General features: G+C 62.0%; 25 protein-coding genes. 10 read left to right on the top strand and 15 right to left on the bottom strand.

The features are described 5' to 3' along the window. Positions 1–20: 20 nt before the first annotated feature. Positions 21–602, bottom strand: a complete 582-nt coding sequence (locus ACKAMS_RS18680) for a TetR/AcrR family transcriptional regulator (protein WP_408989360.1) — start codon at positions 600–602, stop codon at positions 21–23. 87 nt (positions 603–689) lie between these two features. Between ACKAMS_RS18680 and ACKAMS_RS18675 the strand changes: the two genes are divergently transcribed. Then, positions 690–1,076 (top strand): DUF1304 domain-containing protein, encoded by a 387-nt coding sequence (locus tag ACKAMS_RS18675; protein WP_029255997.1) that lies wholly within the window; start codon positions 690–692, stop codon positions 1,074–1,076. Positions 1,077–1,083: 7 nt separating this feature from the next. Here ACKAMS_RS18675 and ACKAMS_RS18670 read toward each other — a convergent pair whose 3' ends face one another. The 3 genes from ACKAMS_RS18670 to ACKAMS_RS18660 form a co-directional block, all read right to left on the bottom strand. Further along, on the bottom strand, positions 1,084–1,593 hold the full coding sequence (locus ACKAMS_RS18670; RefSeq protein WP_223304422.1) for a hypothetical protein: 510 nt from the start codon (positions 1,591–1,593) through the stop codon (positions 1,084–1,086). 301 nt (positions 1,594–1,894) lie between these two features. Beyond that, positions 1,895–2,740 carry a mycofactocin-coupled SDR family oxidoreductase gene (locus ACKAMS_RS18665; RefSeq protein WP_408989359.1) on the bottom strand — a complete coding sequence of 282 codons (846 nt, stop codon included), beginning with the start codon at positions 2,738–2,740 and terminating at the stop codon, positions 1,895–1,897. Between the two features lie 93 nt (positions 2,741–2,833). Continuing rightward, positions 2,834–4,750 (bottom strand): propionyl-CoA synthetase, encoded by a 1,917-nt coding sequence (locus ACKAMS_RS18660; protein WP_019744874.1) that lies wholly within the window; start codon positions 4,748–4,750, stop codon positions 2,834–2,836. Positions 4,751–4,927: 177 nt separating this feature from the next. Here ACKAMS_RS18660 and ACKAMS_RS18655 point away from each other — a divergent pair, with 177 nt between their 5' ends. Further along, positions 4,928–6,199, top strand: coding sequence for an MFS transporter (locus ACKAMS_RS18655; RefSeq protein WP_408989358.1), 1,272 nt, complete (start codon positions 4,928–4,930; stop codon positions 6,197–6,199). Between the two features lie 4 nt (positions 6,200–6,203). Here ACKAMS_RS18655 and ACKAMS_RS18650 read toward each other — a convergent pair whose 3' ends face one another. From ACKAMS_RS18650 to ACKAMS_RS18625, 6 genes are all read right to left on the bottom strand, one after another. Next, complete coding sequence (locus ACKAMS_RS18650; RefSeq protein ID WP_408989357.1) at positions 6,204–7,244, bottom strand: hypothetical protein; 1,041 nt, start codon at positions 7,242–7,244, stop codon at positions 6,204–6,206. Beyond that, entirely contained in the window at positions 7,241–8,728 is a 1,488-nt protein-coding gene (locus ACKAMS_RS18645; protein WP_408989356.1) for a carboxyl transferase domain-containing protein, read from the bottom strand. The genes ACKAMS_RS18650 and ACKAMS_RS18645 overlap by 4 nt, the downstream gene beginning before the upstream one ends. A gap of 93 nt (positions 8,729–8,821) precedes the next feature. After that, positions 8,822–10,015, bottom strand: coding sequence for an ABC transporter permease (locus ACKAMS_RS18640; protein WP_019744870.1), 1,194 nt, complete (start codon positions 10,013–10,015; stop codon positions 8,822–8,824). Beyond that, positions 10,012–10,908 (bottom strand): ABC transporter ATP-binding protein, encoded by an 897-nt coding sequence (locus ACKAMS_RS18635; RefSeq protein ID WP_019744869.1) that lies wholly within the window; start codon positions 10,906–10,908, stop codon positions 10,012–10,014. The genes ACKAMS_RS18640 and ACKAMS_RS18635 overlap by 4 nt, the downstream gene beginning before the upstream one ends. Before the next feature lie 43 nt (positions 10,909–10,951). Then, positions 10,952–11,497, bottom strand: a complete 546-nt coding sequence (locus ACKAMS_RS18630; RefSeq protein ID WP_020970450.1) for a hypothetical protein — start codon at positions 11,495–11,497, stop codon at positions 10,952–10,954. Continuing rightward, on the bottom strand, positions 11,490–11,813 hold the full coding sequence (locus ACKAMS_RS18625) for a helix-turn-helix transcriptional regulator (RefSeq protein ID WP_003940147.1): 324 nt from the start codon (positions 11,811–11,813) through the stop codon (positions 11,490–11,492). The genes ACKAMS_RS18630 and ACKAMS_RS18625 overlap by 8 nt, the downstream gene beginning before the upstream one ends. Before the next feature lie 106 nt (positions 11,814–11,919). Between ACKAMS_RS18625 and ACKAMS_RS18620 the strand changes: the two genes are divergently transcribed. The 3 genes from ACKAMS_RS18620 to ACKAMS_RS18610 all read left to right on the top strand — a co-directional run bounded on the left by ACKAMS_RS18620 (position 11,920) and on the right by ACKAMS_RS18610 (position 13,403). Beyond that, entirely contained in the window at positions 11,920–12,339 is a 420-nt protein-coding gene (locus ACKAMS_RS18620; RefSeq protein WP_029255992.1) for a hypothetical protein, read from the top strand. Between the two features lie 74 nt (positions 12,340–12,413). Beyond that, positions 12,414–12,827, top strand: coding sequence for a VOC family protein (locus tag ACKAMS_RS18615; protein WP_080909125.1), 414 nt, complete (start codon positions 12,414–12,416; stop codon positions 12,825–12,827). After that, the gene (locus ACKAMS_RS18610) at positions 12,828–13,403 is read left to right on the top strand and encodes a TetR/AcrR family transcriptional regulator (protein ID WP_007733408.1); all 576 of its coding nucleotides are present in this window, start codon (positions 12,828–12,830) and stop codon (positions 13,401–13,403) included. Between the two features lie 12 nt (positions 13,404–13,415). Here the strand turns inward: ACKAMS_RS18610 and ACKAMS_RS18605 are convergent, their stop codons facing one another. The 3 genes from ACKAMS_RS18605 to ACKAMS_RS18595 all read right to left on the bottom strand — a co-directional run bounded on the left by ACKAMS_RS18605 (position 13,416) and on the right by ACKAMS_RS18595 (position 16,716). Further along, on the bottom strand, positions 13,416–14,255 hold the full coding sequence (locus ACKAMS_RS18605) for an aldo/keto reductase (protein ID WP_020908738.1): 840 nt from the start codon (positions 14,253–14,255) through the stop codon (positions 13,416–13,418). Positions 14,256–14,398: 143 nt separating this feature from the next. Then, positions 14,399–16,030, bottom strand: coding sequence for an ABC-F family ATP-binding cassette domain-containing protein (locus ACKAMS_RS18600; RefSeq protein WP_197941820.1), 1,632 nt, complete (start codon positions 16,028–16,030; stop codon positions 14,399–14,401). A gap of 89 nt (positions 16,031–16,119) precedes the next feature. After that, positions 16,120–16,716, bottom strand: a complete 597-nt coding sequence (locus tag ACKAMS_RS18595; protein ID WP_046379040.1) for a class I SAM-dependent methyltransferase — start codon at positions 16,714–16,716, stop codon at positions 16,120–16,122. Positions 16,717–16,846: 130 nt separating this feature from the next. Between ACKAMS_RS18595 and ACKAMS_RS18590 the strand changes: the two genes are divergently transcribed. Continuing rightward, positions 16,847–17,695 carry an aldo/keto reductase gene (locus ACKAMS_RS18590; protein ID WP_024487265.1) on the top strand — a complete coding sequence of 283 codons (849 nt, stop codon included), beginning with the start codon at positions 16,847–16,849 and terminating at the stop codon, positions 17,693–17,695. Between the two features lie 64 nt (positions 17,696–17,759). Here the strand turns inward: ACKAMS_RS18590 and ACKAMS_RS18585 are convergent, their stop codons facing one another. After that, positions 17,760–18,911 (bottom strand): NADH:flavin oxidoreductase, encoded by a 1,152-nt coding sequence (locus tag ACKAMS_RS18585; RefSeq protein ID WP_020908734.1) that lies wholly within the window; start codon positions 18,909–18,911, stop codon positions 17,760–17,762. 203 nt (positions 18,912–19,114) lie between these two features. On the opposite strand from ACKAMS_RS18585, the gene ctaD reads away from it, so the two are divergent. Genes ctaD through ACKAMS_RS18570 form a run of 3 tightly spaced genes read left to right on the top strand, consistent with a single transcriptional unit; the run spans position 19,115 to position 21,860 of the window. Further along, positions 19,115–20,869: a cytochrome c oxidase subunit I gene (gene ctaD, locus ACKAMS_RS18580; RefSeq protein ID WP_408989355.1), complete on the top strand. Its 1,755-nt coding sequence runs from the start codon at positions 19,115–19,117 to the stop codon at positions 20,867–20,869. Between the two features lie 45 nt (positions 20,870–20,914). Continuing rightward, complete coding sequence (locus tag ACKAMS_RS18575) at positions 20,915–21,388, top strand: MarR family winged helix-turn-helix transcriptional regulator (protein WP_019744857.1); 474 nt, start codon at positions 20,915–20,917, stop codon at positions 21,386–21,388. 52 nt (positions 21,389–21,440) lie between these two features. Next, on the top strand, positions 21,441–21,860 hold the full coding sequence (locus ACKAMS_RS18570) for a DUF5313 family protein (protein ID WP_044479364.1): 420 nt from the start codon (positions 21,441–21,443) through the stop codon (positions 21,858–21,860). A gap of 9 nt (positions 21,861–21,869) precedes the next feature. On the opposite strand, the gene ACKAMS_RS18565 is transcribed toward ACKAMS_RS18570, so the two are convergent. Further along, entirely contained in the window at positions 21,870–22,898 is a 1,029-nt protein-coding gene (locus ACKAMS_RS18565; RefSeq protein WP_069146491.1) for an NAD(P)/FAD-dependent oxidoreductase, read from the bottom strand. 33 nt (positions 22,899–22,931) lie between these two features. On the opposite strand from ACKAMS_RS18565, the gene ACKAMS_RS18560 reads away from it, so the two are divergent. After that, positions 22,932–23,558, top strand: a complete 627-nt coding sequence (locus tag ACKAMS_RS18560; protein ID WP_019744854.1) for a helix-turn-helix domain-containing protein — start codon at positions 22,932–22,934, stop codon at positions 23,556–23,558. The last annotated feature ends 8 nt before the right edge of the window (positions 23,559–23,566 follow it).

Raw genomic sequence — 23,566 nt, 5'->3', positions numbered from 1 at the left:
GATGTGAACTCATGTCGCTATCACTGCCACTCTTCGTTCAGGCGGCGCGCAGATTCCAGAGTTGCGATCGCCTCTTCGGTGTCAACTCGCGCGAGGACCAGTGCACTTACTGTGCAGGAGAGAAGGATTCGAGTGCGGTCTGAGAGCGTGGCGTCTGTCTCGGTCGGAAATGTGGCTTGTAGCCCGCTGCGAATTGCAACGGCAAGTTCTTGCCGATAGGCGCGGATCACGGCTGCCACCGCATCGTCGTGCGCGCCGAGTCCGGCAGCCGTATTGAGAAGTAGGCAACCGCGCCGAGGCGAGTCGGCGGTCATGGTGCCGATCGCGTGCTCAAGCGAGTAAAGGTAGTCGTCGACGGCGTCTGTCCCGGGATTTGTCGTGAGGCCTCGCAGACGTGGCCGGATGACATGTTCGAGGTACATCTGCACGGCGGCGTCGAACAATCCGCGCTTGTTGGTGAACGAGTTGTAGAGACTTGACCGACTCAGCCCCGTCGCGGATTCGAGGTCGCCGAGTGAGGCGCCTTCGTATCCGCGTGCCCAGAAAACGTCCAACGCGGCAGCGACCACGGCTGTTGTGTCGAATTCTTGTGATCTGCCCATCAAAGCCTCGCTCTTTCTGTATCGTTCGGTCCAGTATATATTGGACCGAACGATACAGAATTCACTCGAAGCAACAGGAGCTCACCGATGAACGTCGCCGGCTACATCTTCGCGGGACTGGCCGCAGCAGTGCACGTATACATTTTTGTCCTCGAATCGATTCTCTGGACGGCCCCGAAGACCCGCGCCACGTTCGGCGTGAAGTCCGAGGAAGAGGCGATCACCACGCAGCCGCTCGCCTTCAACCAGGGCTTTTACAACCTTTTCCTGGCGATCGTGTCAGCGGTCGGCATCGTGATTGCGGCGACCGGCTCCGCGTCGGTCGGAATTGCCCTCGTCCTGGCGGGCACAGGATCGATGGTTGCCGCGGGACTGGTGCTGATTCTCTCGTCTCCCGACAAAGCCCGCGCAGCCGTCGTGCAGGTGCTTTTCCCAGCTATTGCCGTTGTTCTGCTGGTAATCCACCTGCTCTGAGTGGTCTCTATCCGCCGCCGAGCACCAGTGATTCGATCAACGCAAAAGCCCCGTTGAGTGCTCCACAATCGAAGGCTTCGGCCAGGGCGTATCCGATGACAAGTTCGTCGGTGCTCGGCGTGCTCGACCAGACTGCGTCGGTCTGTCTGGGATCGGATTCCTCGTTCTTGGAGAAGTGCCCGATCCGCAATCCGTCGCGGGTGAATGCACTGTTCGCGTCGTCGACTGGGGCGAAGTTCAAACTCACGCCGTCGACGAGTGCCGAGACAGAGTACGAGCGACGGGACAGAAACCCTTTGCCGACAGTGAGTTCGACTTCGTCGCCACCGACAGTGAAGAACAAGTCGGCGGCGGCGCGCGTTCCGATGGGTGTGCCTTCGCGGCGCGGGGCATCGACTCGACGCGTCAACAGAGCGTGTGAGTTGCCGTTTCGGACGTCGACGACCCCCGTGTCGACATCGAACGAGATCTCGACTTTTCCGTGAATCGGGTCCATTACGGCGTATTTGACCGTCACTGTGCCTACCCCCTGTAAGTGTGAACTCGGGTCCATAATACGTGGTGGGAGCGTTGTCCAGTATGCCCGAATCCAAAAAAATAGTGCCGAATGACGCGCGTTTGCGGCCAAATGCTTCTACGCTGGGTCTTGGGTTTGTTGCGCATCCCACAACGGTTTTTCCCACGCCAGACGAGGAGCGCCTATGAGGTTGTCGACTACTTGTTCTGTTGCTACGAAGGCTTGATCAAGCCGGAATTGCCTCTGCCGGATGGTGCTCGAGACCCATCCGGCAGAGGCAATTCTGCATCAGTTCGGGCCTTCAGCCGCCGGCGAATTTTTCCGAGGTGCCGAGATCGATCGGCAACGCAATGCCGGTGATCCCGCGCCCGGCCGGCCCCACCAGATAGAACACCGCATCCGCAATCACTTCGGGGTCGACCCACGGGTGGGGCAGCAGATTCAGCTTCGACATGATCGGAGCGGTATCGGCGAGGACAGGATTCTCCAAGTCTGGACGGAACGCACGAACCATCGGTTCGTTGTCGATCATCGTCGTTTGCACATTGCCCGGGTGTACAGAGTTGACCCGAATGTCCGCCCAGCCGAGTTCGTTGGCCAGAGACTTCGCCAGCCCCCGAACGGCGTGCTTCGACGCGGAATAGTGTGCGATACCCGGCACGCCTCGAAGCCCGGCCATCGAGCTGATCAACACGATGGATCCACCTCGATTGCCGTTCATGATGTGCGGAATCGACACCTTGGTCGTCAACCAAACGCCGGTGACGTTGATGTCCATCAGCTCGCGGAACTCTTCGGCGCTCAGGTCCCAGGACAATTTCGCCGACGCCGCGATTCCCGCGTTGGCGATCACGATGTCCAGTCGGCCGAGCTTCTCGACTCCGGCGTCGACCGCTGATTTCAGGGCATCGAGGTCGCGAGTGTCCGCGACGGACGCGACGATGCGCCGGCCCTGAGCTTCGACCAGGGCGACGGTCTGGGCGAGGTCGGCTTCGGTGGCCATGTCGTACCCCGCTGTTGCGACCGGCGCGCACAGATCCACCGCAATGATGTCCGCGCCCTCGGACGCGAGCTTGACGGCATGTGCGCGCCCTTGACCGCGCGCCGCTCCGGTGATGAATGCGACCTGACCGTCCAAATTGCCCATCGAACTTCCCCTGCCCGTCTGAATCGTTGAAAACTGGAACGTGTTCATACTGCTACGTTCGATGCGAGCCAGGCAGGGGAATTCTCTGAATCCTTATCCGCGAAGGAGTTTGGACAACTCGTCCAGTACGCTCGCGTCCTCGATGGTCGACGGGACCGTGTACTCCTCGTTGTCGGCAATCTGCCGCATGGTCTTGCGGAGGATCTTGCCGGAACGAGTCTTCGGTAGTGCAGCGACGACGGTGACGTCCCGGAACGTGGCGACGGCACCGATCTGGTCTCGCACCCGGGCGACCAGTTCCTGTCGGAGTGTTTCGGGATCGATGTCGACGCCGGACTTGAGCACGACGTAGCCGCTGGGGCGTTGCCCCTTGAGTTCGTCGTGAATGCCGATGACCGCGCATTCGGCGACAGCCGGGTGGCCGGCGACGACGGCCTCCATGCTTCCGGTCGAAAGGCGATGTCCGGCAACGTTGATCACGTCGTCACTTCGTCCGAGCACGAAGACGTAGTTGTCCTCGTCGATGTATCCGGAGTCGCCGGTGAGGTAATAGCCTTCGAAAGTCGACAGGTAGGACTTCACGTACCGGTCCTCGTCACGCCACAGTCCGGCGAGTGTTCCGGGAGGAAGCGGCAGGCCGATCACGATGTTGCCCTCGGTGCCCGGACCCACGAGTTCGCCCTTGCCGTCGACGATTTCGACGCGGTATCCGGGGCAGGCGACGGTGGGTGAGCCTGCTTTGATCTCCATCGGTTCGAGGCCGCGCAGGTTCGCGCAGATGGCCCAACCGGTTTCGGTCTGCCACCAGTGATCGACCACCGGGCGATCGAGAATCCGAGTAGCCCACTCGTAGGTGTCGGGATCCAAGCGCTCGCCGGCCGCGAACAGTGTGTCGAGCGACGAGATGTCGTACTTGGCAAGCTCTTTTGCATCCGGGTCGGCCTTGCGGACCGCGCGGATCGCTGTCGGAGCGGTGAAGAGTGCCGACACTTTGTATTCGGAAATGATGCGCCAGAATGCACCTGCATCGGGGGTCCCGACGGGCTTGCCTTCGTACATGACCGTCGTAGCTCCGGCGAGCAGTGGCCCGTAGACGATGTAGGAGTGGCCGACCACCCAACCGACGTCTGAGGCGGTCCACCAGACCTGGCCGGGGCTGATGTCGTAGAGATTCTTCATCGTCCACGTCAGGGCAACGGCATGGCCACCGTTGTCCCGGACGACGCCCTTGGGCTTACCGGTCGTTCCCGAGGTGTAGAGGATGTAGAGCGGATCCGTCGCGGCGACCGACACCGGGTCGGCAGGAGTTGCATCGGCGATCAGCTCGTCCCAGTCGAACCAGGCTGCGGCACTTGACTTGTAGTCGGCAGCTGCGCCGGGAATCTGCTCGCGATTCTTCACGATCACGGTGTGCGCGGGCGTGGCGGACAGTTGCAGAGCCTTCTCGACCATCGGCAGGTACTCGATTGTTCGTCCGGGTTCGAGGCCGCCGGACGCCGTCACGAGCACCACTGGACCAGCGTCGTCGATACGGGTTGCGAGTTCCTTGGCCGCAAAGCCGCCGAACACCACCGAATGCACCGCGCCGATACGTGCACACGCGAGCATCGCGATCGCGGCCTCGGGGATCATCGGCATGTAGATGATCACGCGGTCGCCCGCCACCACACCCTGATCTTTCAAGACGCCGGCGAAGAGTGAGACCTGCTCGAGCAATTCGGCGTAGGTGTAGGTCGTCTTGGCTGGGACCATCGCGGAGTCGAAGATCAACGCGGTCTGATCGCCGCGGCCGTCGCGGACGTGCCGATCGAGGGCATTGAAGCTGGTGTTGAGCGAAGCATCCGGGAACCAGCGATAGATCGGCGCGGCAGAATCGTCGAGAGCCTTCGTGGGGGCGACATCCCAGTCGACGGCACGCGCAGCGTCGAGCCAGAACTTCTCCGGCTGATCCATGCTCTCGCGATATGCGTCGGCATACGTGGTGTGGGACGCCTGCTCGGAAGAGCTCATCGACGTGTGTCCTCTCGTGAACTTCGCTTACCGGTGACCTGGAACACCTTAGGTCACCGTCAGTGTGGTGCGCCTCAGTAGCGGTGCGGGTACCGTCCCTTTGCGCCGGGCGGGCCTGTCCCGTCGGCCAGTGGCGCGTAGGGGTGGGATAAGCCAGGGACGGAAAGGGGGATCGATGTGACAGGTGCAGCGCAACGCGCAGGCTTCTGGGGAGTCCTCGCTCTGCGTGACTTCCGACTGCTGTGGACCGGCGACGCAGTCAGCGGTATCGGAAACGGTGTCACGACCGTCGTACTGCCGCTGGTCGCGCTTCGCGAACTGGACGCGAGTAGCTTCCAGATCGGTGTGCTGGCATCGGCAGTGTGGTTGCCGTGGTTGATCGTCGGACTACCTGCCGGTGCCTGGATCGACCGGCTGCCACGGCGTCCGATCATGATGATCGCGAACGCTGCGTGCGCGCTGCTCTTCGCGAGCCTCGCGATCGCCGGCTTCCTGGAGGCGATGACATACGGCCACCTGCTCCTGGTCGCGCTGCTCACCGGTACAGCCACGGTCTTCTTCCAGGCGGTCTATCACTCGTATCTCCCCACGGTGCTCGCCGAAGCGGATCTTGTCGAAGGGAACTCGAAGATTCAGGGCGCCGAGGCCGCAACTCGGGTGATCGGCCCAAGCGTCGGTGGGCTGGTGGTTGCAACTGTCGGGCTCGCGGCCGGTCTGGTTGTCGACGCGTTCACGTTCGCCTTCTGCTTCGTATGCATCTGGCTGATTCGTGTGCAGGAGACCGTCCATCGCGGACAGAATCAGCGAGAACCGTTGCGACGGCAGATTGCGCTCGGACTGCGATTCGTTGCCGGTGATCCGTATCTGCGGTCGATCGTCGTCTACGGCACTCTGCTCAATTTCGGTCTCACCGGGTACACCACGATTCAGATCGTGTTCTTGGAAAAGACGGTTGGTGTGGGGGAGTTCGGACTCGGGCTTCTCTTGGCGATTGCCGGGGTGGGCGGAATTGTCGGATCGATGATCGCGCGCCCGCTCGGCCGCAGATTCGGCACTGCCCGAAGCGTTCTCATCTGTCAGTTGGTGACGGGACCGTTCATCCTGTTGGCGCCTCTGACGACGTACGGTGCCGGCCTGTTCTGGTTCTGCATCGGCGGCATGGTGATGGTTGCGGGTGTCGTGTCGTGCAACGTGGTGCTCGGCAGTTTCCGTCAAAGTTACTGTCCGCCGGACCGCCTCGGACGAGTAGTGGCAACGAGTATGTTCCTGCTGCACAGCAGCATTCCGCTCGGTGCGCTGACGGCAGGCTACCTCGGCGACGCGGTGGGACCGCGCGGGACGATGTGGATCATGGCCTGCCTGATCGCGCCGTGCGGATTGGTCCTGCTCTTCAGCCCGCTCCGCGGAATCCGCGATCTACCGAGTCGGCCGGCGATCTCGCTGCGGTAGAGAATTACTGAGGTAGAGCCGCGGCGGCCTCTTCGCTTCGAATCGCGATGCGAAGTGTCGCGAGCATGAACAGTGACACTGCGAAACCGAAAAGCGCGCCGAACTGGTCCTGCGTGAACAGATAGACCTGCGTCACCAGGAGACTCACGATGAGGGATGCACGCAGGAGTCTCAGGGCTCGCAGGTACGGACCGCGGAAGAGGAACCACACTCCCAGGACCACAAGAACTCCGGTTGCGACGGTGGAGATCTGGACCACCAGGTCGGAGACGTCGTCGGCCTCGACGACGTTCTCGGACACCAACGCGTAGATCACCTGGACAATCGCCAGAAGAGCCTGCAGTACGAACAGGGTCAGTACCAGTCGGCGGACGACACGGTGCCGGAGCAGTTCCTCAGCACGGTGGAAGAACGCGTTGCGGCCACGAGTGATCTTCGATTCGATACCGCCGGTCGGCGGAGCCTGTGAATGCAGGCCGGCCTTGATCGAATCGACGAGGTCGGTGAGGCTGCGGTCTTCGACGCCGTCGAGTACGCGGAGGGCGTGGTTGTACTGGATCTCGTCGAGCTGACCGAGAGCGAGGTCCGAGAGCGCTCGCGCCCCGATGGCGAGCCGATGACGATCATTCATTCCGCGCCGAATCACCACCTCGCGCGCGGCAAGATAGAAGAGAACGAAGACGACGTACATGATCGCGATGGCAGGCTGGTAGAAGTAATCAACGTCGGCGGTGACGAATTTTCCGACCTCGTCGATGAAGAGACCGAATCCGATTCCGCCGACGAGCGTGGCCAGGTCACGCGTGCGAGAGCCTTCGGTGATGGCGGTCGCGACGATGGCGACGGCCATCAGCAATCCGCCCCAGAGAACGTGTGCGATGTGGAGGGCGCCGCCCCCGATCTGGGGATAGCCCGTTGCCGCCAGATAAGCGCGGGTGATCAACACGGTGGCGATGCCCGCGAACAGGAACAATTCGAAACGAGCGAGTGCCGCGCGGTCGTAACTGTGCGGCAGCGTCAGCGCGTTCCGGTCCTTCGTCGTCATTGCGGAACTCCCAGGTTTCGATAGCGCGCGATACGGGAGGACTGGCGATCGGTGTCCGACTCTTCGGCAAGCACGAAGAGTTCGTGCGCTATCGCAGCCCCTACCCTCTTGGAGAATTCCACGGGTTCGTCGGCCGCGTCAGGCGTTTCGGGAATGATCGCGTCGATTACGCCGTCTCGAAGCAGATCCAACGAACGAATGCCCTGCGCTGCCGCCATCTCCGGTGCGTGACTGATGTCGCGATGTACGATCGCGCTTGCGCCTTCCGGCGGCAGGGGAGCGAGCCACCCGTTCTGTGCCGCGAGTACCCGATCGGCGGGCAGCAGCGCGAGCGCCCCGCCGCCTGTTCCCTGACCGAGCAACACCGACACTGTCGGGGTCTTCAGCGTCACGAGGTCGGCGATGCAACGGGCGATCTCAGGGGCCAGTCCACGTTCTTCAGCTTCTTTGGACAGCGACGCGCCCAAAGTGTCGATCACGAGGACAAGCGGGAGTTGTAGTTCTTCGGCAAGTTTCATGCCCCGTCGCGCTTCCCTGAGCGCGGCCGGCCCCATCGTGGTGAGCGCGGATTGGCCACTGCGGTCCTGGCCGAGCAGGATGCACGGAAAGCCTCGGAAGCGGGCGAGCGAGAGCAAGATCGTCTTGTCGGTTTCACCCTGCCCGGTGCCGCTGAGCGGTACCTGTTCAGTTGCGGCATGGCGGAGCAACTGCCGGATGCCGGGTCGATCGGCCCGGCGCGAGAGCATCACCGACTGCCAGGCGGGAACATCGGGAATCTCGGGTGAGGGAATCGGGTCCGTGGCCGCCTGGGCAGGGGGATCGGTGAGCACGCACAACGCTCGATTGACCAGCAGACGGAGGCGGTCGACGGGTACGACGCCGTCGATAACGCCGTTGCGATACAAGTTTTCGGACGTCTGGATACCGTCGGGAAACTTTTCGCCGTACAGCGATTCGTAGACACGGGGTCCGAGGAATCCCACCAGAGCACCGGGTTCCGCGACGGTGATGTGGCCGAGGGATCCCCACGAGGCAAAGACCCCGCCGGTGGTGGGATTGCGCAGGTATACCAGGTAGGGCAGGTGTGCCGCTTTGTGAACAGCCACTGCCGCAGCGATCTTCACCATCTGAACGAAGGCGACGGTGCCCTCCTGCATCCGCGTTCCGCCAGAGGTGGGCGAGGCGAGCAGCGGGAGTTGTTCTGCCGTAGCACGTTCGACGGCGGTCACGATCCGCTCGGCCGCGGCGACTCCGATGGAACCGGCGAGAAAGCTGAATTCACAGGCAATTACCGCGACTCGACGGCCCCGAACCGTACCGACACCGGTGACGACGGACTCGTCAACTCCGCTCTTCTCGCGGGCCTTCGCCAGGTCTTCTGCGTATTTCGGGCCAGGTCCGACGTCGACGGGCGGGGAGTCCCAAGAGACGAAGCTCTCGGAATCGAGTACCGCAGTGAGTAGTTCTTCGGCCGAGATTCGCACAACGTCCTCCAAGTAAGCAGCACCCCGTCCAGGATGAACCTACCTGGACGGGGTGCCGTCGGGATCGCGTGGCGCCAGTTGTGCGCCGGAGAATCAGCGTCCGAACGCCTCTTTCCATGAAACGACCTTGCCGATACGAAGGATGGAGCGCTGGTAGATCTTTGCCGCGATCATCGACAGCGCAGCAGTCACGACCAGCATCAGCAGAATGGTTCCCACGATCTGGAACGGAGAAGCAACACCGGCGGAAATGCGCAGGGGCATGAGGATTGCCGAGAACGGCGGAATCCAACTCAACACGTTGCTCAGGGTTCCTTCTGGATTGCTCACCGAAACGAAAGCCACGCTGACCATCGCCATGACGAGCAGCGCGAGAGGCATCGCGGTGGCGTTGACGTCCTCCTGCCGCGAGACCATGGACCCGGCGGCGGCGTACAGCACGGCGAAGAAGAGGAAGCCGAGAATGAACCACCCGAGAGTGCCGAACAGAACGCCGATCGCGGTGCCCGTCACGGTCAGGACGCCCGTCGCCAGTCCGGTGGCGACGCCCGCGACGGCATAGGCAGCCATCTGCATCAGGCCGACAGCACCGATTCCGAGAACCTTGCCCCACAACAACTGAAGCGGACGAAGAGTGGAGAGCAGCAGCTCGACCACGCGACTGGACTTCTCCTCGACGACGCCCATCGCCACGTACGTTCCGAACAGCAGGATCTGCATGTACAGGAGCACCACAGCAGCGATCGACATCGCTATGCGTTGGCCCTGTTCGGGATCCGGGGGATCGATGGCATCGATGGTGACCACTGCGGTGGACGTGGCTTCGGCGAGCTGAGCCGGATCGATCCCCGCGGCGGAGAGCGCATTCGATTGTGCCTGTTGTGCAACGGAACTCTCGATGACGGCGCGCAGATTCGTGGGCACTTCCTTCTTGGTCACGACAGTGACGCCGCCGCCCGATCCAGCGATCACGGCCACGTCGAGGTCGCCGTCCTTGACCTGGTTACGCGCGGTTCCGTCGTCGGAAACCTCCGTCACCGTCACCGGATTTCCGAGGGTGTCGCCGATGGACACCATCGTGGCACTGAGTGATTGGTTGCCGACCAAGCCGATCTTCGACTTGTCCTCGTCACCGCCGGAGAAGAGTGAGAAGGCGATGATGCCGCCGACGATCGCGACCAGAATGATGACGTTGCTGATCACAAAACTCTTCTTCGAGATCTGCGTCATGAATTCGCGTCGGGCGACCAACCCGATGGCTCGACCTCCGCTCAACTGGTTGCTCATGCGGCTACTACCTCTCGGAACAGATCGGTCAGTGACGGACGTCGTAGCGTGAACTCGTGCACCGGTCCGGTTTTCAACGCTGCATGCAGGATCTGCTGATCGTCGGCGGTTCCGTCGACGCTCAGGAGCGTTCGACCGTCGAGGTGGCTCAGTGTGGTGACACCGATCAGGTGGTGTGCCCAGCCGACCGGCGCGTCAGGGGCGAAGACTTCGATTCGGCCGTCGCCCTTGCCTCGTAGTTCGTCGACGGTTCCGATCTCTCGCATGCTGCCGCGGCTGATGATGCCCACGCGATCGCACAAGCGCTCCACCAGATCCAGCTGATGGCTGGAGAAGATTACGGGAACACCGGTGCGAGCCTTCTCGACCAACACGTCACTCATGACATCGACCGCTACGGGGTCAAGGCCCGAAAACGGTTCGTCCAGAACGAGTACCGCTGGATCGTGAACCAGCGCGGCCGCGAGCTGCACACGTTGCTGATTACCGAGGGACAGGGAGTCGACGGTGTCCTTGACGCGTTCGGCGATACCCAGACGTTCGGTCCAGCGCTCTGTCGCCGCATGCGCATCGGCTTTCGAGAGTCCATGTAGCTCGGCCAGATAGGAAAGTTGCGCGCCCACCTTCATCTTGGGGTAGAGGCCGCGTTCCTCCGGCATGTATCCGATAGTGCGACGCACGTCGAGGTCGACGGGTTTGCCGCCGAGGCGAACTTCCCCCGAATCTGCTCCGAGCACACCCAGCGCAATGCGCATCGTGGTCGTCTTGCCGGCGCCGTTGCTGCCGACGAATCCGAAGATCTCGCCTGGTCGCACTTCGAAACTGAGGTTGTCGAGTGCAACGACGTCGCCGTAGCGTTTCGAGATGCCGTCGATCGTGAGGGTGGCTGACATGGGTCCTTCCCATCGGTCGAGTGGTGCGCTTCGGTAATACGGGTCAGAGGTCGAACTCTTCGGAATCAATCGGATCCGGGTCTGGATTGGTCCACGAGAGAATCATCGCGGGCGTGCACGCGCCGATCAGCATTGCAGTCAGTGCCAATAAACCTCCCGAGTAAGGCAGTCTCTCTACATTCCACTGCACCGACGAGGTGAAAATGAGGAAAATGGCGACAATAAAGACCAACGATTGAGTCACGCTCAACCCGACGGAACGGGCGTCGTTGCGTTGCTGGATCTCCCATTCGTCCAGAGCATGCCGCGGCGCATCCCCTTGCCTGCCCGACACGATTTGAAGTGAAGACCACGTCGGTAGGAACAACAGGGTGAGGACCGGCCATGCCACCGCGAACAGTGGGTTGAACAGGCACGCTATGCCGATGGCAACCATCGTGGCGAACAGGACTCCGAGGGCGATGACGAGCATCCGCCGACGTCGACGGGTTCGCCAATTCGGGAGCCAATGTCGGAACGTCTCCTCGTTCTGCAGGAACCGCCGAGTGCGGTGGGCCTGGTAGCGGTCGATCAGATTTGATTCAGGCACTGGGCTTTTCACTCCCCTCGGTAGTGCGGTCAGATCGGTAGACCTCTGTCGACGGTGCATTCCGGTAGACCTCCGTCGACAGCGGCCCGAACTCCGTCCGGGAGAACACCGCTTCGACCGGAAGGTCGAACACCCAGCAGATCCTGAACGCGAGATCCAGGCTGGGGTAGTGATCGCCGCGTTCGAGCGCCCCCACCGTCTGCGGGTTGACGTCGACGAGTTGTGCAAGTTGGGCCCGACTCATCTTCCGCTCGGCGCGAAGCACTCCGATGCGATTGAAGATGGGGAGCGCGTCTCCCCGTCGGACTGGGCTCATGCATCAAAGTGTTGTAAAAACCCAACAGTTTGTCAACATGAACCGCGAAGATGCCGTTTCTGGGTGGTGTCGGCGGATAGGGTTCGGGCAACAGAAGGGGCGTCGCATGGTGGTCGAAAAGTTGGTGCTCGAGAAGTCCTGCCTCGTCGTGCAGGTGCGCGAGGACGGTAGCTACAGCGTGGGACCGCAAGGGCGTGAAGTGGTCTGGCGCGATGCGATGGAAAAAGGTGCCGTCATCGGTATCGGTCAGCACACTCCAGGGGACGTTGAGGGTGAATCGTGGTGGGTCGTGTACGGCCAGTCGGATGCCGGGGCAGACGTCACCGTTCGACTCGAGGATGGATCGCACGTGCCGGTGGGCCGTATCGGTGAGATTTTCGCCAGCGAATGGGTGAGTACCCCGCAGCAGGCCTTGCTGTATCGGTCCGATCGCCCGGTGGAGTCGCAGCCCACCAATCTCTCTGTGCTGTTCGCCAGGCCGAAGTTCATGCCCAAAGCGGCGTTTCCGGAGAATGATCGCTTGTAGTTGCAGCGAGCTGCCGTCGGGAGGCTGGCGGCCATCTTCTCGAAACATTACGGTACGTACTGTACTGTTTAAGAATGGCAACTTGGCCGAACGAACTCGCAGTAGTGCAAGTGCGTATAGCGCGACCCACCGACAGGCTCGACGACGTGATTGCGTTCTATCGCGACTGTCTGGGATTGCCCGAGCTCTACCGGTTCTCCGGTCATGCCGGGTACGACGGAATCATGCTGGGGCTGCCGGATTCGAACTACCACCTCGAATTCACGACCCACGAAGACGGAAGCCCGTGCCCGGCGCCGACGCAGGACAACCTGTTGGTGCTCTACTTCGCCGGCGAGTCGGCGATGTACGAGGTAGTTCAGCGGTTGGGTGAAGCAGGGCACGAACCCGTTGGCGCCGAGAATCCGTACTGGGAGGAGAATGCGGGGATGACTTTCGAAGATCCCGACGGCTGGCGTCTGGTGCTCATGCCGCGACCGGTGCTGTAGATGGTGCGCGCCCGCGACGAGCGGATCGACGACGCCGTACTGGCGGCAACCCTGGAGTTGTTGGGGGAGAACGGTTATGCGGAGCTGTCAATCGGTTCGGTGGCGACGAGAGCCGGCGTGCACCGACCCGCCATCTACCGGAGATGGCCGTCGAAGCGGCATCTGGTGGTCGACGTCGTCGTGGCGCACATCGGTACTGATCCAACGCCGGACACCGGCGATCTCAGGGCAGACCTGGTCGCCGGCATCACGACATTGGTTGTGGGGCTGAGCGAAACGGTAGTTGGGCGGATCCTGCCCGCGTTGGTTGCGGATCTGGCGGCGGACCCGGAATTGGCGCGGGATTTCCAGTCGGCATTCTTTCAGCCACGACGCGATTCCACTGCGGCAGTGCTGGAATCGGCGCGGCTACGCGGCGACATTCGGAGCGACTTCGACCTGGACTTCGTCCTGGATGCCCTGGCGTCGCCGATCTATTACCGAGCGTTGTTCCGTCACTTACCGTTGGACGCGCTCCTGGCCGAGCAGTCCGTCGATTCCGTGCTGCTGACGTTGACTCCCCACGAAAATTCCTGAAGCCGTTTCGATTCAGTTCAATTCGACTGGATCGGGTCCGACACGGCTGTCGGTGTTCAGCGCTGCGATGGCAGCTGACTCGTCGGTATCGAGTGCGAAGTCGAAGATTGCGGCGTTGTCGCGCATGCGGGCAGGTGTCACCGACTTCGACAAAACGGTGTGTCCCTGTTCGAGATGCCAGCGCAGAATGATCTGCGCTGGGCTCTTTCCGTGTGCTGCAGCGATTTTCCCGATGGTCGGGTCGTCGAGGATAGTTCCCTGTCCCAGTGGGCTCCATGCCTCGATTTCGATGCCGCGACTTCGCGCGTATTCCCGTGACGCGTGCTGTTGCAGTCTGGGGTGCAATTCGATCTGGTTGACGGCCGGGGTGATCGAGCTGTGCTCGGCCAGCAGTTCGAGGTGCTCGGGCAGGAAGTTGGACACGCCGATCGCACGGGCACGGCCGGAGGCGAGGATCTCCTCGAAAGCCGCCCACGTCTCCACGAACAGGCCCTTTGCCGGTGCCGGCCAGTGGATCAGATACAGGTCGACGAAGTCGAGGCCGAGCTTGTCGAGGCTCGTGTCGAACGCGGCGAGCGCTCGGTCGTGGCCCTGATCGTCATTCCACAACTTGGTGGTGACAAAAAGCTCTGACCTCGGAACACCCGAACTAGCGATGGCGCGGCCGACACCGGCTTCGTTTCCGTAGATCGCGGCCGTGTCGATGTGGCGGTAGCCGATCTCGAGAGCGGTGGCAGTGACCTCTTCGGTCTGTGCGTCCGGTACCTGGAAAACGCCGTACCCGAGTTGCGGGATGGTGATCGGTTCGCCGGTGGTTCCGTGAGTCAGTGTGCGGTCGGGGATCGACAACATTGAAGAGCGCCCTTCAAGACTGGGTGTGGCGGTTCGACGGGCGATCGTGTCGCCCGTGCCCACCTGTGCCGCGCATGCAACTATTGCGTGCGCCTGATAAATAGTTGCACACGCGGGTTGTCTGCGCAAGCAGAGTCGGTTGGCTACTCCTCGAAGAGCTGTCCGTTCTCCATTCGCCACCGGCGCGTGCTTCGGGTGGACTGCAGCATGCGTCGATCGTGAGTGACCAGGAGGAGGGTTCCCTCGAAGGATTCCATCGCCTGCTCGAGCTGTTCGATCGCCGGAAGGTCGAGATGGTTCGTCGGCTCGTCCAGTACCAGTAGGTTCACGCCGCGAGCTTGGAGCAAAGCAAGTGCAGCCCTTGTTCTTTCGCCGGGGGACAGGGAAGCGGCAGATCTGAGTACGTGGTGTCCGCGCAGGCCGAACTTGGCGAGCAGAGTACGGACATCGGCATCGGGCCAGTCCGGAACCTGAGCGCCGAAGGCCTCGACGACTGGTTGATCACCTTCGAACAATCCACGCGCCTGATCGATCTCACCGATCGCGACACCGGAACCCAAGGACGCGATGCCCTCGTCTGGGACGAGTTTGCCGAGCAAAACGTTCAGGAGGGTGGTCTTGCCGGCTCCGTTCGCGCCCGTGACGAGGATTCGATCGCCCCAGTCGATCTGTGTCGTGACCGGACCGAACGTGAACTGACCGCGAGTTACCTTGGCACCATTCGTGGTTGCGACAACGGATCCGGACCGCGGAGCCGCCGCGATCTCCATGCGAAGTTCCCACTCCTTGCGCGGTTCCTCGACCACTTCGAGTCGCTCGATGCGACGTTGAGTCTGGCGTGCCTTCGCGGCTTGCTTCTCCGTCGACTCGGTCCGCAATCCGCGTCCGATCTTGTCGTTGTCCTTGGCCTTACGACGCGCATTGCGGACGCCGTGTTCCATCCAGTTGCGCTGCATCTGTGCGCGATCTTCGAGATCGGAGCGAGTGCCTGCGTATTCCTCGAACGCCTCGCGTGCGTGCTGGCGGGCGATCTCGCGTTCGGCGAGGTACGACTCGTAGCCGCCGTCGTAGACGGCGATGTCCTGTTGTGCCAGATCGAGTTCCACGATCCCCGTGACGGTGCGCGAGAGGAACTCGCGATCGTGGCTCACGACAACCAGCGCCGCTCGGGTCTCGGCGACAAATCGCTCCAACTGCTCGAGACCCCGCAGGTCGAGATCGTTGGTGGGTTCGTCCAACAGGAGAATGTCGTAGCGCGAGAGCAACAGCGACGCGAGCCCGGCGCGTGCGGCTTGACCGCCGGACAACGCCGTCATGTGAGCATCGAGCGGAACTCCGAGCCCGAGTTCTTCGACCACCTTCTCAGCGCGCTCGAACAGATCGGCGCCGCCGAGAGCCAGCCAGCGTTCGAGAGCCGGAGAGTACAGATCCTCCTCCGCTTCAGCCAGGGTTTCGGCCGCGGCGTTCATGACCGCCTCGGCGTGCGCGACGCCGGTGCGTCGGCCGAGGAACTCGAGGACGGTCTCGCCTTCGATGCGGTCGGGTTCCTGCGCGAGATAGCCCACCGCAGCGTCTGGCGGGCTGAGGATGATCGAACCTTCGACGTCGGCAGTTCCGATTCCCGCCAGTGCAGTGAGAAGCGTCGACTTGCCGGCGCCGTTCGCGCCGACGAGGCCGATGACGTCGCCGGGCGCGATGGTGAGATCGAGGTCGGAGAACAGAGTGCGTTCTCCCCGGGAGGCAGAGAGGCCGCTGATGCGCAGTGTTGCAGTCACCTGAGAAGTATCCCCGGAGCTGTGCGCCTGTGTTAATCGGTGCTGTGCGCCTTTATTAACCGCGGGCGGTTAATAAAGGCGCACAGCAGTCAGTCACGGACCAGGTGGTACCAGCACGGATGTGCCGCACGGACCGGAAGTGGCGATTCACTCACGTCGGCGGCCGTACTCGAGGCCATCGACCAACCGTCGAATGCTCGCATGACGTCCTCCTCGGAGACGCCATGTGGCATCGGCCAACGGTGACCTGGCCCGAATGCGAACATCACCATGGACGCCCCGGGTGCGGTGATCGCGTTGACCGACCTCCCGTAGTCGCGTCGTTGATGATCGGTGAGCCCGTGAAAGCAGCCGATGTCGAGCACCAGCATGTGCCCGCCGTCGACAGCAATGTGCAGGTCTGCCGCGTCCTCGTGGAGGAACCGGACGTCGACGTGTGCTTCACGCGCGTGAATGCGCGCTTTGTCCAGCGGTTCCTGTTCGGCGTCGACGCCGGTGACGTGCCACCCGCGTTGCGCCAGCTCGATGGAATGGCGTCCGGTGCCGCAACCGATATCGAGTGCACGGCCACCTTCCGGGAGGGGAATCGCATCCAGAAGGCCGGACAGTTGAGCGTCGAAGCCGTGACCGGTGTGCTCCCATGGAGTGACGCCGACCTTGTAGGCGAGACGATATCCGAGATTCATCGCTCTCTCTTTTCTCGAGGCGATTCGATTACTTGTATTCCAAGGTAGACCGGCATTTCGGGTGCGACAAGGGGCCGAAGAGGAGGTTCGGTGGGGAATGCCTCCTGGCGCCCGTGCGTTGGATCCACATATGACCGAGACCAACGATGTGACCTCTGTACCGACCATTGTTCTGAACGACGGTAAGACGATCCCCGCACTGGGATTCGGTGTGTTCCAGGTTCCGGACGACGAGACGCAGGAAGCCGTCTCCACCGCTCTGAAGGCCGGTTACCGCAGTATCGACACCGCCAAGATCTACGGCAACGAGGTGGGCGTCGGCCGCGCGATCGCCGAATCCGGCATCGCCCGCGAAGACCTGTACATCACGACAAAACTGTGGAACGACGATCAGGGCTACGACTCGACGCTTGCCGCCTTCGACGCCAGCCTCGACAAGTTGGGTCTCGACTACCTCGATCTGTACCTGATCCACTGGCCGGTTCCGTCCAAGGACCTGTACGTCGAGACCTTCAAGGCATTCCAGAAGCTAAAGGCGGACGGACGGGTTCGATCCATCGGCGTCTCCAACTTCACCATCGAGAACCTCGAGCGTGTCATCGGTGAAACCGGTGAGGTGCCGGTCCTCAACCAGATCGAGCTTCACCCCAAGTTCAACCAAGCCGAACTGCGCGCTTTCCACACCGGCAAGGGAATCGCGACGGAAGCGTGGAGCCCGCTCGGCCAGGGAACTGTTCTCGGTGACCCCGTCATCACCGCTATCGCCGACGCTCATGGCGTCACCGCGGCTCAGGTGATCATTCGCTGGCACCTGCAGATCGGAAACGTGGTGATTCCGAAGTCGGTGACCCCCGAACGTATCGCCGCAAACTTCGATGTCTTCGGATTCGAACTGACGCCGGAACAAATCAACGCGATCGGTGCTCTCGACGACCCGGCCGGCCGCATCGGCCCCGACCCGGTCACGCTCGGCAGCTAGAACTTCCGGTAGACCCACGAACGGCACTCCCGCAATCGCGGGAGTGCCGTTCTGTCGTGCGAGGTCAGTTCAGGTGCGTGCGATGTTCTGCAGTGAATGCGATGTGCTCGTCCGCGCGTCCGGTGCGGAGCTTCTCGACCCACTCGGGATCGGCGAGCAGCGCGCGTCCGATGGCAACCATGTCGAATTCACCTCTATCGTACTGAGCTTCGAGACGCTCCAGCCCCGTGACAGCCGATGCGGCGTCGCCGGTGAATGCCGTCGTGAACACGGAGTCGAGTCCGACCGAGCCGACGGTGATGGTCGGCAACCCGGTCAGCTTCTTCGTCCAGCCGGCGAGGCCGAGCTTGCCGTCTTCACCGTCGAGTTCAGCGAACGCCGGTTCCCAGTGGCGCCTCGTCGACGGATGCAGAACGTCGACGCCGGCGTCGACCAGGGGAGTGAGGATGCGGCCGAGTTCAGCCGGGCTCTGGGCGATACGAGCGTCGTAGTGGCCGGACTTCCACTGTGAGAATCGGTAGACGATCGCGAACTCGTTTCCGACAGCCTCTCGGATTGCGGCGACGACCTCGGCCGGGAAGCGGGTGCGGGCTTCCAGTGATCCGCCGTATTCATCGGTGCGGACATTGGTTCCGGCCCACAGGAATTCGTCGAGCAGGTAGCCGTGCGCTCCGTGCAACTCGAGCCCGTCGAAACCGGTGTTCTTCGCGTTGAGTGCGGCGTCGACCCACGACTGCTTCAAGGTGTCGAGATCCGAGGTGGTGAATTCTCGTCCCAGACGGGTGCCGTCCAGCGCCAGGCCGGAGGGGCTGACGGTCTCGACCTCGGGGTTCAGACGCGAGTTTTCGCCGCGCTCGACTCCGAGGTGCCACAGCTGAGGAATGATCGATCCACCCTCGGCGTGCACGGCGTCGACTACCGACTTCCAGCCGCCCAGGCTCGAATCACCGTAGATGCGCGGTACGCGGGTGTGCGGGCCGGCTGCCGGGTCCGGGATATAGGTGCCTTCCGTGATGATCAGGCCGACCCCGCCCGCTGCGCGACGACGGTAGTACTCGGCCACGTCGGCGCCGGGGATCCCGTCAGGAGAGAAGGCGCGAGTCATCGGGGCCATCGCAAAACGGTTGCGCAACGAGAGTGATTTGACCTCGAAAGGCTCGAAGAGGCCGCGCAACGCGGGGGCCTCGGGTGCTGTCGATGTGTCGGGAAGAGTCACGGATTTGTTCAACGCGGCGGACCCTTGACCTATTCCGTCGCCTGACTTTATCTCAGCGAAATCTGCAAAAGGTTGCGTACGTTCGGTTTTCGATTGATGTCCACGTCGACCACACTTAGTTTGTGCATTAACTATTAACATGCGATATGGTCGTGCGGAAAGTTCTTGAGGGCGGTATCGAGCACGAAAGAGGACGCGCGAGCATGACAACAACGGTGCCGGACGAGCGGACCGGAGAGCTGGAGCCGATTCCGGAGCGGCCGTACCCGAAGCGTCGTGATCCCAAGGGGTCGTGGATGTTCGACATGATCAAGACCACCGATCACAAGAAGATCGGGATCATGTACATGATCACGGCTTTCGGGTTCTTCTTGATCGGCGGCCTGATGGCCCTGTTCATGCGTGCGGAACTGGCTGTCCCCGGGATGCAGTTCCTCTCGAACGAGCAGTTCAATCAGTTGTTCACCATGCACGGCACGATCATGTTGCTGCTGTACGCGACGCCCGTCGTTTTCGGCTTCGCGAACTACATACTTCCGCTGCAAATCGGTGCCCCGGACGTGGCCTTCCCGCGCTTGAACGCATTCGGCTTCTGGCTCTTCACTTTTGGTGGTTTGATCGTACTCGGCGGATTCCTCACGCCGGGCGGCGCTGCCGACTTCGGTTGGACTGCGTACACCCCACTGTCGGGTGCGGTGCACAGCCCCGGCGTCGGAGCCGACCTGTGGGTCTTCGGACTGACAGTGGGCGGTCTCGGCACTATTCTCGGTGCGGTCAACATGATCACCACGGTGATCTGTTTGCGCGCACCAGGCATGACGATGTTCCGGATGTCGATCTTCACCTGGAATATCTTCATCACCAGCATCCTGATCTTGATGGCGTTCCCGCTGCTGACCGCCGCATTCATGGGCCTGTTCGTCGACCGCCATCTCGGTGGACACATCTTCGACCCAGCGTCAGGTGGAGTTCTGTTGTGGCAGCACCTGTTCTGGTTCTTCGGGCACCCCGAGGTGTACATCATCGCGCTGCCGTTCTTCGGCATCGTCTCGGAGATCTTCCCGGTCTTCAGCCGTAAGCCGATCTTCGGATACACCGGTTTGGTTTACGCGACACTGGCGATCTCAGCTCTGTCCATCGCGGTGTGGGCTCACCACATGTATGCGACGGGTGCTGTTCTCCTGCCCTACTTCTCGTTCATGACGTTCCTGATCGCCGTGCCGACAGGTGTGAAGATCTTCAACTGGATCGGAACGATGTGGAAGGGGCAGTTGACCTTCGAATCACCGATGCTGTTCTCGATCGGCTTCCTGATCACCTTCCTCTTCGGTGGTCTGTCGGGCGTTATTCTCGCGAGTCCGCCGATCGACTTCCACGTCACCGACACGTATTTTGTTGTCGCCCACTTCCATTACGTGGTCTTCGGTACGGTCGTGTTCGCCACGTACGCCGGTATCTACTTCTGGTTCCCGAAGATGACCGGTCGCATGATGGACGAGCGCCTCGGCAAGTGGCACTTCTGGACCACGTTCGTCGGTTTCCACGGCACTTTCCTCGTCCAGCACTGGCTCGGTGGCGAAGGTATGCCCCGTCGTTACGCCGACTACCTGCCCTCGGACGGGTTCACGGTGCTGAACTCGGTGTCCACGATCTTCGCCTTCGTGCTCGGCGCGTCGACACTGCCGTTCATCTGGAACGTTTTCAAGAGTTACCGCTACGGCGAGGTGGTCACCGTCGACGATCCGTGGGGTTACGGAAACTCGCTGGAATGGGCGACCACCTGCCCACCGCCGCGTCACAACTTCACCGAGTTGCCGCGCATCCGTAGCGAGCGTCCGGCGTTCGAGATGCACTATCCGCACATGGTGGAGCGAATGAGGGCGGAAGCCCACGTGGGCCTCACCGGGCAACCCACGTCGACGTTGGAGAAGAGTGACGATCATCGCCAGATTGATTAGTGCGATAATAGTTACTGCACTAATCAATCTGGTAACATCGGAGTCATGACGACGAAGGCTCCGCAGACGCAGATGGACGATCCGCTGGCTCTCGACCGGCAGGTGTGTTTTGCACTTGCGGTCGCGAACCGGGCAGTCCTGTCCGTCTACCGGCCACTGCTCGAGCCGATGGGCCTCACACATCCCCAGTATCTGGTGATGCTTGCCCTGTGGGGGAAGTCGCCGATGGCGGTCAAGGAAATCGGGCAGGCATTGCAGCTCGATTCGCCGACACTCTCGCCGCTCCTCAAGCGACTCGAGGCGTCCGGGTTGATCACGCGAACCCGTAGCCGCGCCGACGAACGTCAACTCGACGTCGACCTCACCGAAGCCGGTGTGGCACTGCGTGACGAGGCGGAGAAGATCCCGCCGGCGGTTGTCGCGAAGCTCGGCGTCAGCCTCGCCGAACTCGAAGAACTCCACAACGTTCTGACGCGGGTCAACGAGGCCGCGCTCCGCGCCGGCGCTTTGGACCAATGAGAGAAATGTGATGACCACATCTGAAAGAAACGTGACGACTGCGTCAAGACCGATGCGTACCGAACAGGTGACTTCCGTGACTTCCAAAAAGCAACGCACGAGCCCGAATCCCCTTCAGTGGTTGGGTTATTCAGTGGGGCGCAAGTTGCCCGATTCGATGCAGGACTGGGTGCGAAACGACCTGATCGGTGACTGGGCTGTGCCACGTCACCTGATCCGCAGCATGGTGCCGTTCATTCCCGTCTTCGCGGCCTTCATGCTCTTCCCCGGGCCGTGGGCCCTGCGGGCGTCGATGGTGCTGCTCGGAGTGCTTCTGGCGCTGTTCTATTCGGTCTCCTACATGGCTCAGAACAGGTCGCGTCGCCTCGAGCGTCACGGTTTGCCTTCCGACCTCGAGAACCCGAAGAAGGTCTCGCGCCACGACGCCGAGAAGGCCGCCTACGAGAAGTTGCACGGCGGCCCCGCGACCTAGACGCTTCGGTCAGATGCCGTGAAGGGCGCTGCCGCCGTTCATCTCGCAGACGCCCTGCTCCATGGCCGCCGAGAAACCACCTTCAGGGTCGGTCGAGCGAAGAGCCGATTCGACGTCCTGCTCTACCAGGTATCCGTTGATTGCGATCGCCGCGGTTGAACCTGCAGCCGCAGCATTGATTACCTGTGCGCGAGGGTCGACGACGTTGCCGGCGCCCCAGATACCGGGAACACTGGTGGCGCCGGAATGATCGACAGCCACGAATCCCGTGGGGCTGGCTTTGCAGCCGAGTCGCGTCAGATGTGCGTCGTTCGGAACGAAACGCGGCGCAACGAACAGTGCTGAGCGCGCAACCAGTTGGCCGTTGTCGAGTTCGACGGCTTTCAGTTTGCTTTTCTCGCAGACCAATCCAGATACCGATCCGTCGGCAACCGTCACTCCTCGGGCAGCCAGTCGCGCGCGTTCGTCGGGGGTGAGCGAGATCTTGTCGGGGAAGAACGTCACATCCGACGACCACTGTCGGAGTAGAAACGCCTGGTGAAGTGACATCTCGCGAGCGTCGCCGCCGAGAACGCCGATCGGTTGGTCGCTGATCTCGTACGCATGGCAGTACGGGCAATGGAGCACGCTTTGCCCCCAAAGCTCCTGGATTCCTGGTATTTCCGGGAGTGAATCCCGTAGGCCGGTTGCAACCAGCACAGTGCGAGTTTCGAGCGTCGTGCCTCCCGACAGTTCGACGACAAAGCCGGGTTCGATACCGCGCCAGGAGATGTCGACTACGTCGTCGCGTTTGAATTCGACTCCGTACGTCTGTAATTCGCTGCGCCCGACGGCGAGCAACTCACCTGGCGCCATGCCGTCTCGCGAGAGGAAGCCGTGCATGTGTGCTGCCGGTGTGTTGCGCGGTTTGCCGGAATCGATGACGGCGACCGAGCGCCGAGCACGACCCAACACCAGGGCTGCACTGAGTCCGGCGGCGCCACCGCCGACGATCACGGCGTCGAGGATCTCTGTTTCAGTGTGTGTTCGCATGAGCACAGATTGCTCGCGGAGGAGGTTCGTCAGCAACTAATGTTGCCATTTCTGGGAATCGTCGTCAGACTCGGCACCATGAATGTCAACGGTCCGCACATCGATGCCGCCATCTCGCAGATCGGCGCGCGCCTCAAACGCATTCGTACACAGAGGAACGTCACGCTCACAGCGCTGTCCGAGTCCACCGGTATTTCGAAGAGCACCCTGTCGAGGCTCGAAGCGGGGGAGCGTCGACCCAGTCTGGAGTTGCTGCTTCCGATCGCGCTTGCCCACCAAGTGCCGTTGGACCAACTGGTTGCGGCACCACAGGTCGCCGATCCACGTATCCAGAGTGCGCCTCGAAGCGTCAGTGGGCGAACGGTATTGCCGCTGACTCGGCAACCCGGTGGGCTGCAGGCATTCAAGATGACCATCCCGGCAAGCCAGACGGACCCCGACCCGCAAGTGCACGACGGCTACGAATGGCTGTACGTCTTGTCGGGGAGGTTGCGGTTGGTGTTGGCCGATCACGACATCGTGATGGGTACGGGTGAAGCTGCTGAATTCGACACCCGAAACCCGCATTGGTTCGGTAGTGACGGCGGCGGCCCGGTCGAGGTACTGAGTCTGTTCGGCCCCCAAGGAGAACGCATCCACGTACGGGCCAAGCCTTCGCCGAAGTGATGGCCAGT

The organism is Rhodococcus sp. 5A-K4 (genome assembly GCF_046097995.1).
GTDB classification, from domain to species: domain Bacteria; phylum Actinomycetota; class Actinomycetes; order Mycobacteriales; family Mycobacteriaceae; genus Rhodococcus_F; species Rhodococcus_F erythropolis.
Note: the sequence above shows the minus strand (reverse complement) of the source record. Positions and strands in the feature narration are given on the sequence as shown.

Coding starts and splice junctions, on each gene's coding strand:
- ACKAMS_RS18680 (WP_408989360.1), bottom strand. CDS start 602: ATGGGCAGATCACAAGAATTCGACACAACAGCCGTGGTCGCTGCCGCG.
- ACKAMS_RS18675 (WP_029255997.1), top strand. CDS start 690: ATGAACGTCGCCGGCTACATCTTCGCGGGACTGGCCGCAGCAGTGCAC.
- ACKAMS_RS18665 (WP_408989359.1), bottom strand. CDS start 2,740: ATGGGCAATTTGGACGGTCAGGTCGCATTCATCACCGGAGCGGCGCGC.
- ACKAMS_RS18660 (WP_019744874.1), bottom strand. CDS start 4,750: ATGAGCTCTTCCGAGCAGGCGTCCCACACCACGTATGCCGACGCATAT.
- ACKAMS_RS18650 (WP_408989357.1), bottom strand. CDS start 7,244: ATGACGACGAAGGACCGGAACGCGCTGACGCTGCCGCACAGTTACGAC.
- ACKAMS_RS18640 (WP_019744870.1), bottom strand. CDS start 10,015: ATGAGCAACCAGTTGAGCGGAGGTCGAGCCATCGGGTTGGTCGCCCGA.
- ACKAMS_RS18635 (WP_019744869.1), bottom strand. CDS start 10,908: ATGTCAGCCACCCTCACGATCGACGGCATCTCGAAACGCTACGGCGAC.
- ACKAMS_RS18625 (WP_003940147.1), bottom strand. CDS start 11,813: ATGAGCCCAGTCCGACGGGGAGACGCGCTCCCCATCTTCAATCGCATC.
- ACKAMS_RS18620 (WP_029255992.1), top strand. CDS start 11,920: ATGGTGGTCGAAAAGTTGGTGCTCGAGAAGTCCTGCCTCGTCGTGCAG.
- ACKAMS_RS18615 (WP_080909125.1), top strand. CDS start 12,414: ATGGCAACTTGGCCGAACGAACTCGCAGTAGTGCAAGTGCGTATAGCG.
- ACKAMS_RS18610 (WP_007733408.1), top strand. CDS start 12,828: ATGGTGCGCGCCCGCGACGAGCGGATCGACGACGCCGTACTGGCGGCA.
- ACKAMS_RS18605 (WP_020908738.1), bottom strand. CDS start 14,255: ATGTTGTCGATCCCCGACCGCACACTGACTCACGGAACCACCGGCGAA.
- ACKAMS_RS18595 (WP_046379040.1), bottom strand. CDS start 16,716: ATGAATCTCGGATATCGTCTCGCCTACAAGGTCGGCGTCACTCCATGG.
- ACKAMS_RS18590 (WP_024487265.1), top strand. CDS start 16,847: ATGACCGAGACCAACGATGTGACCTCTGTACCGACCATTGTTCTGAAC.
- ctaD (WP_408989355.1), top strand. CDS start 19,115: ATGACAACAACGGTGCCGGACGAGCGGACCGGAGAGCTGGAGCCGATT.
- ACKAMS_RS18575 (WP_019744857.1), top strand. CDS start 20,915: ATGACGACGAAGGCTCCGCAGACGCAGATGGACGATCCGCTGGCTCTC.
- ACKAMS_RS18570 (WP_044479364.1), top strand. CDS start 21,441: ATGCGTACCGAACAGGTGACTTCCGTGACTTCCAAAAAGCAACGCACG.
- ACKAMS_RS18560 (WP_019744854.1), top strand. CDS start 22,932: ATGTTGCCATTTCTGGGAATCGTCGTCAGACTCGGCACCATGAATGTC.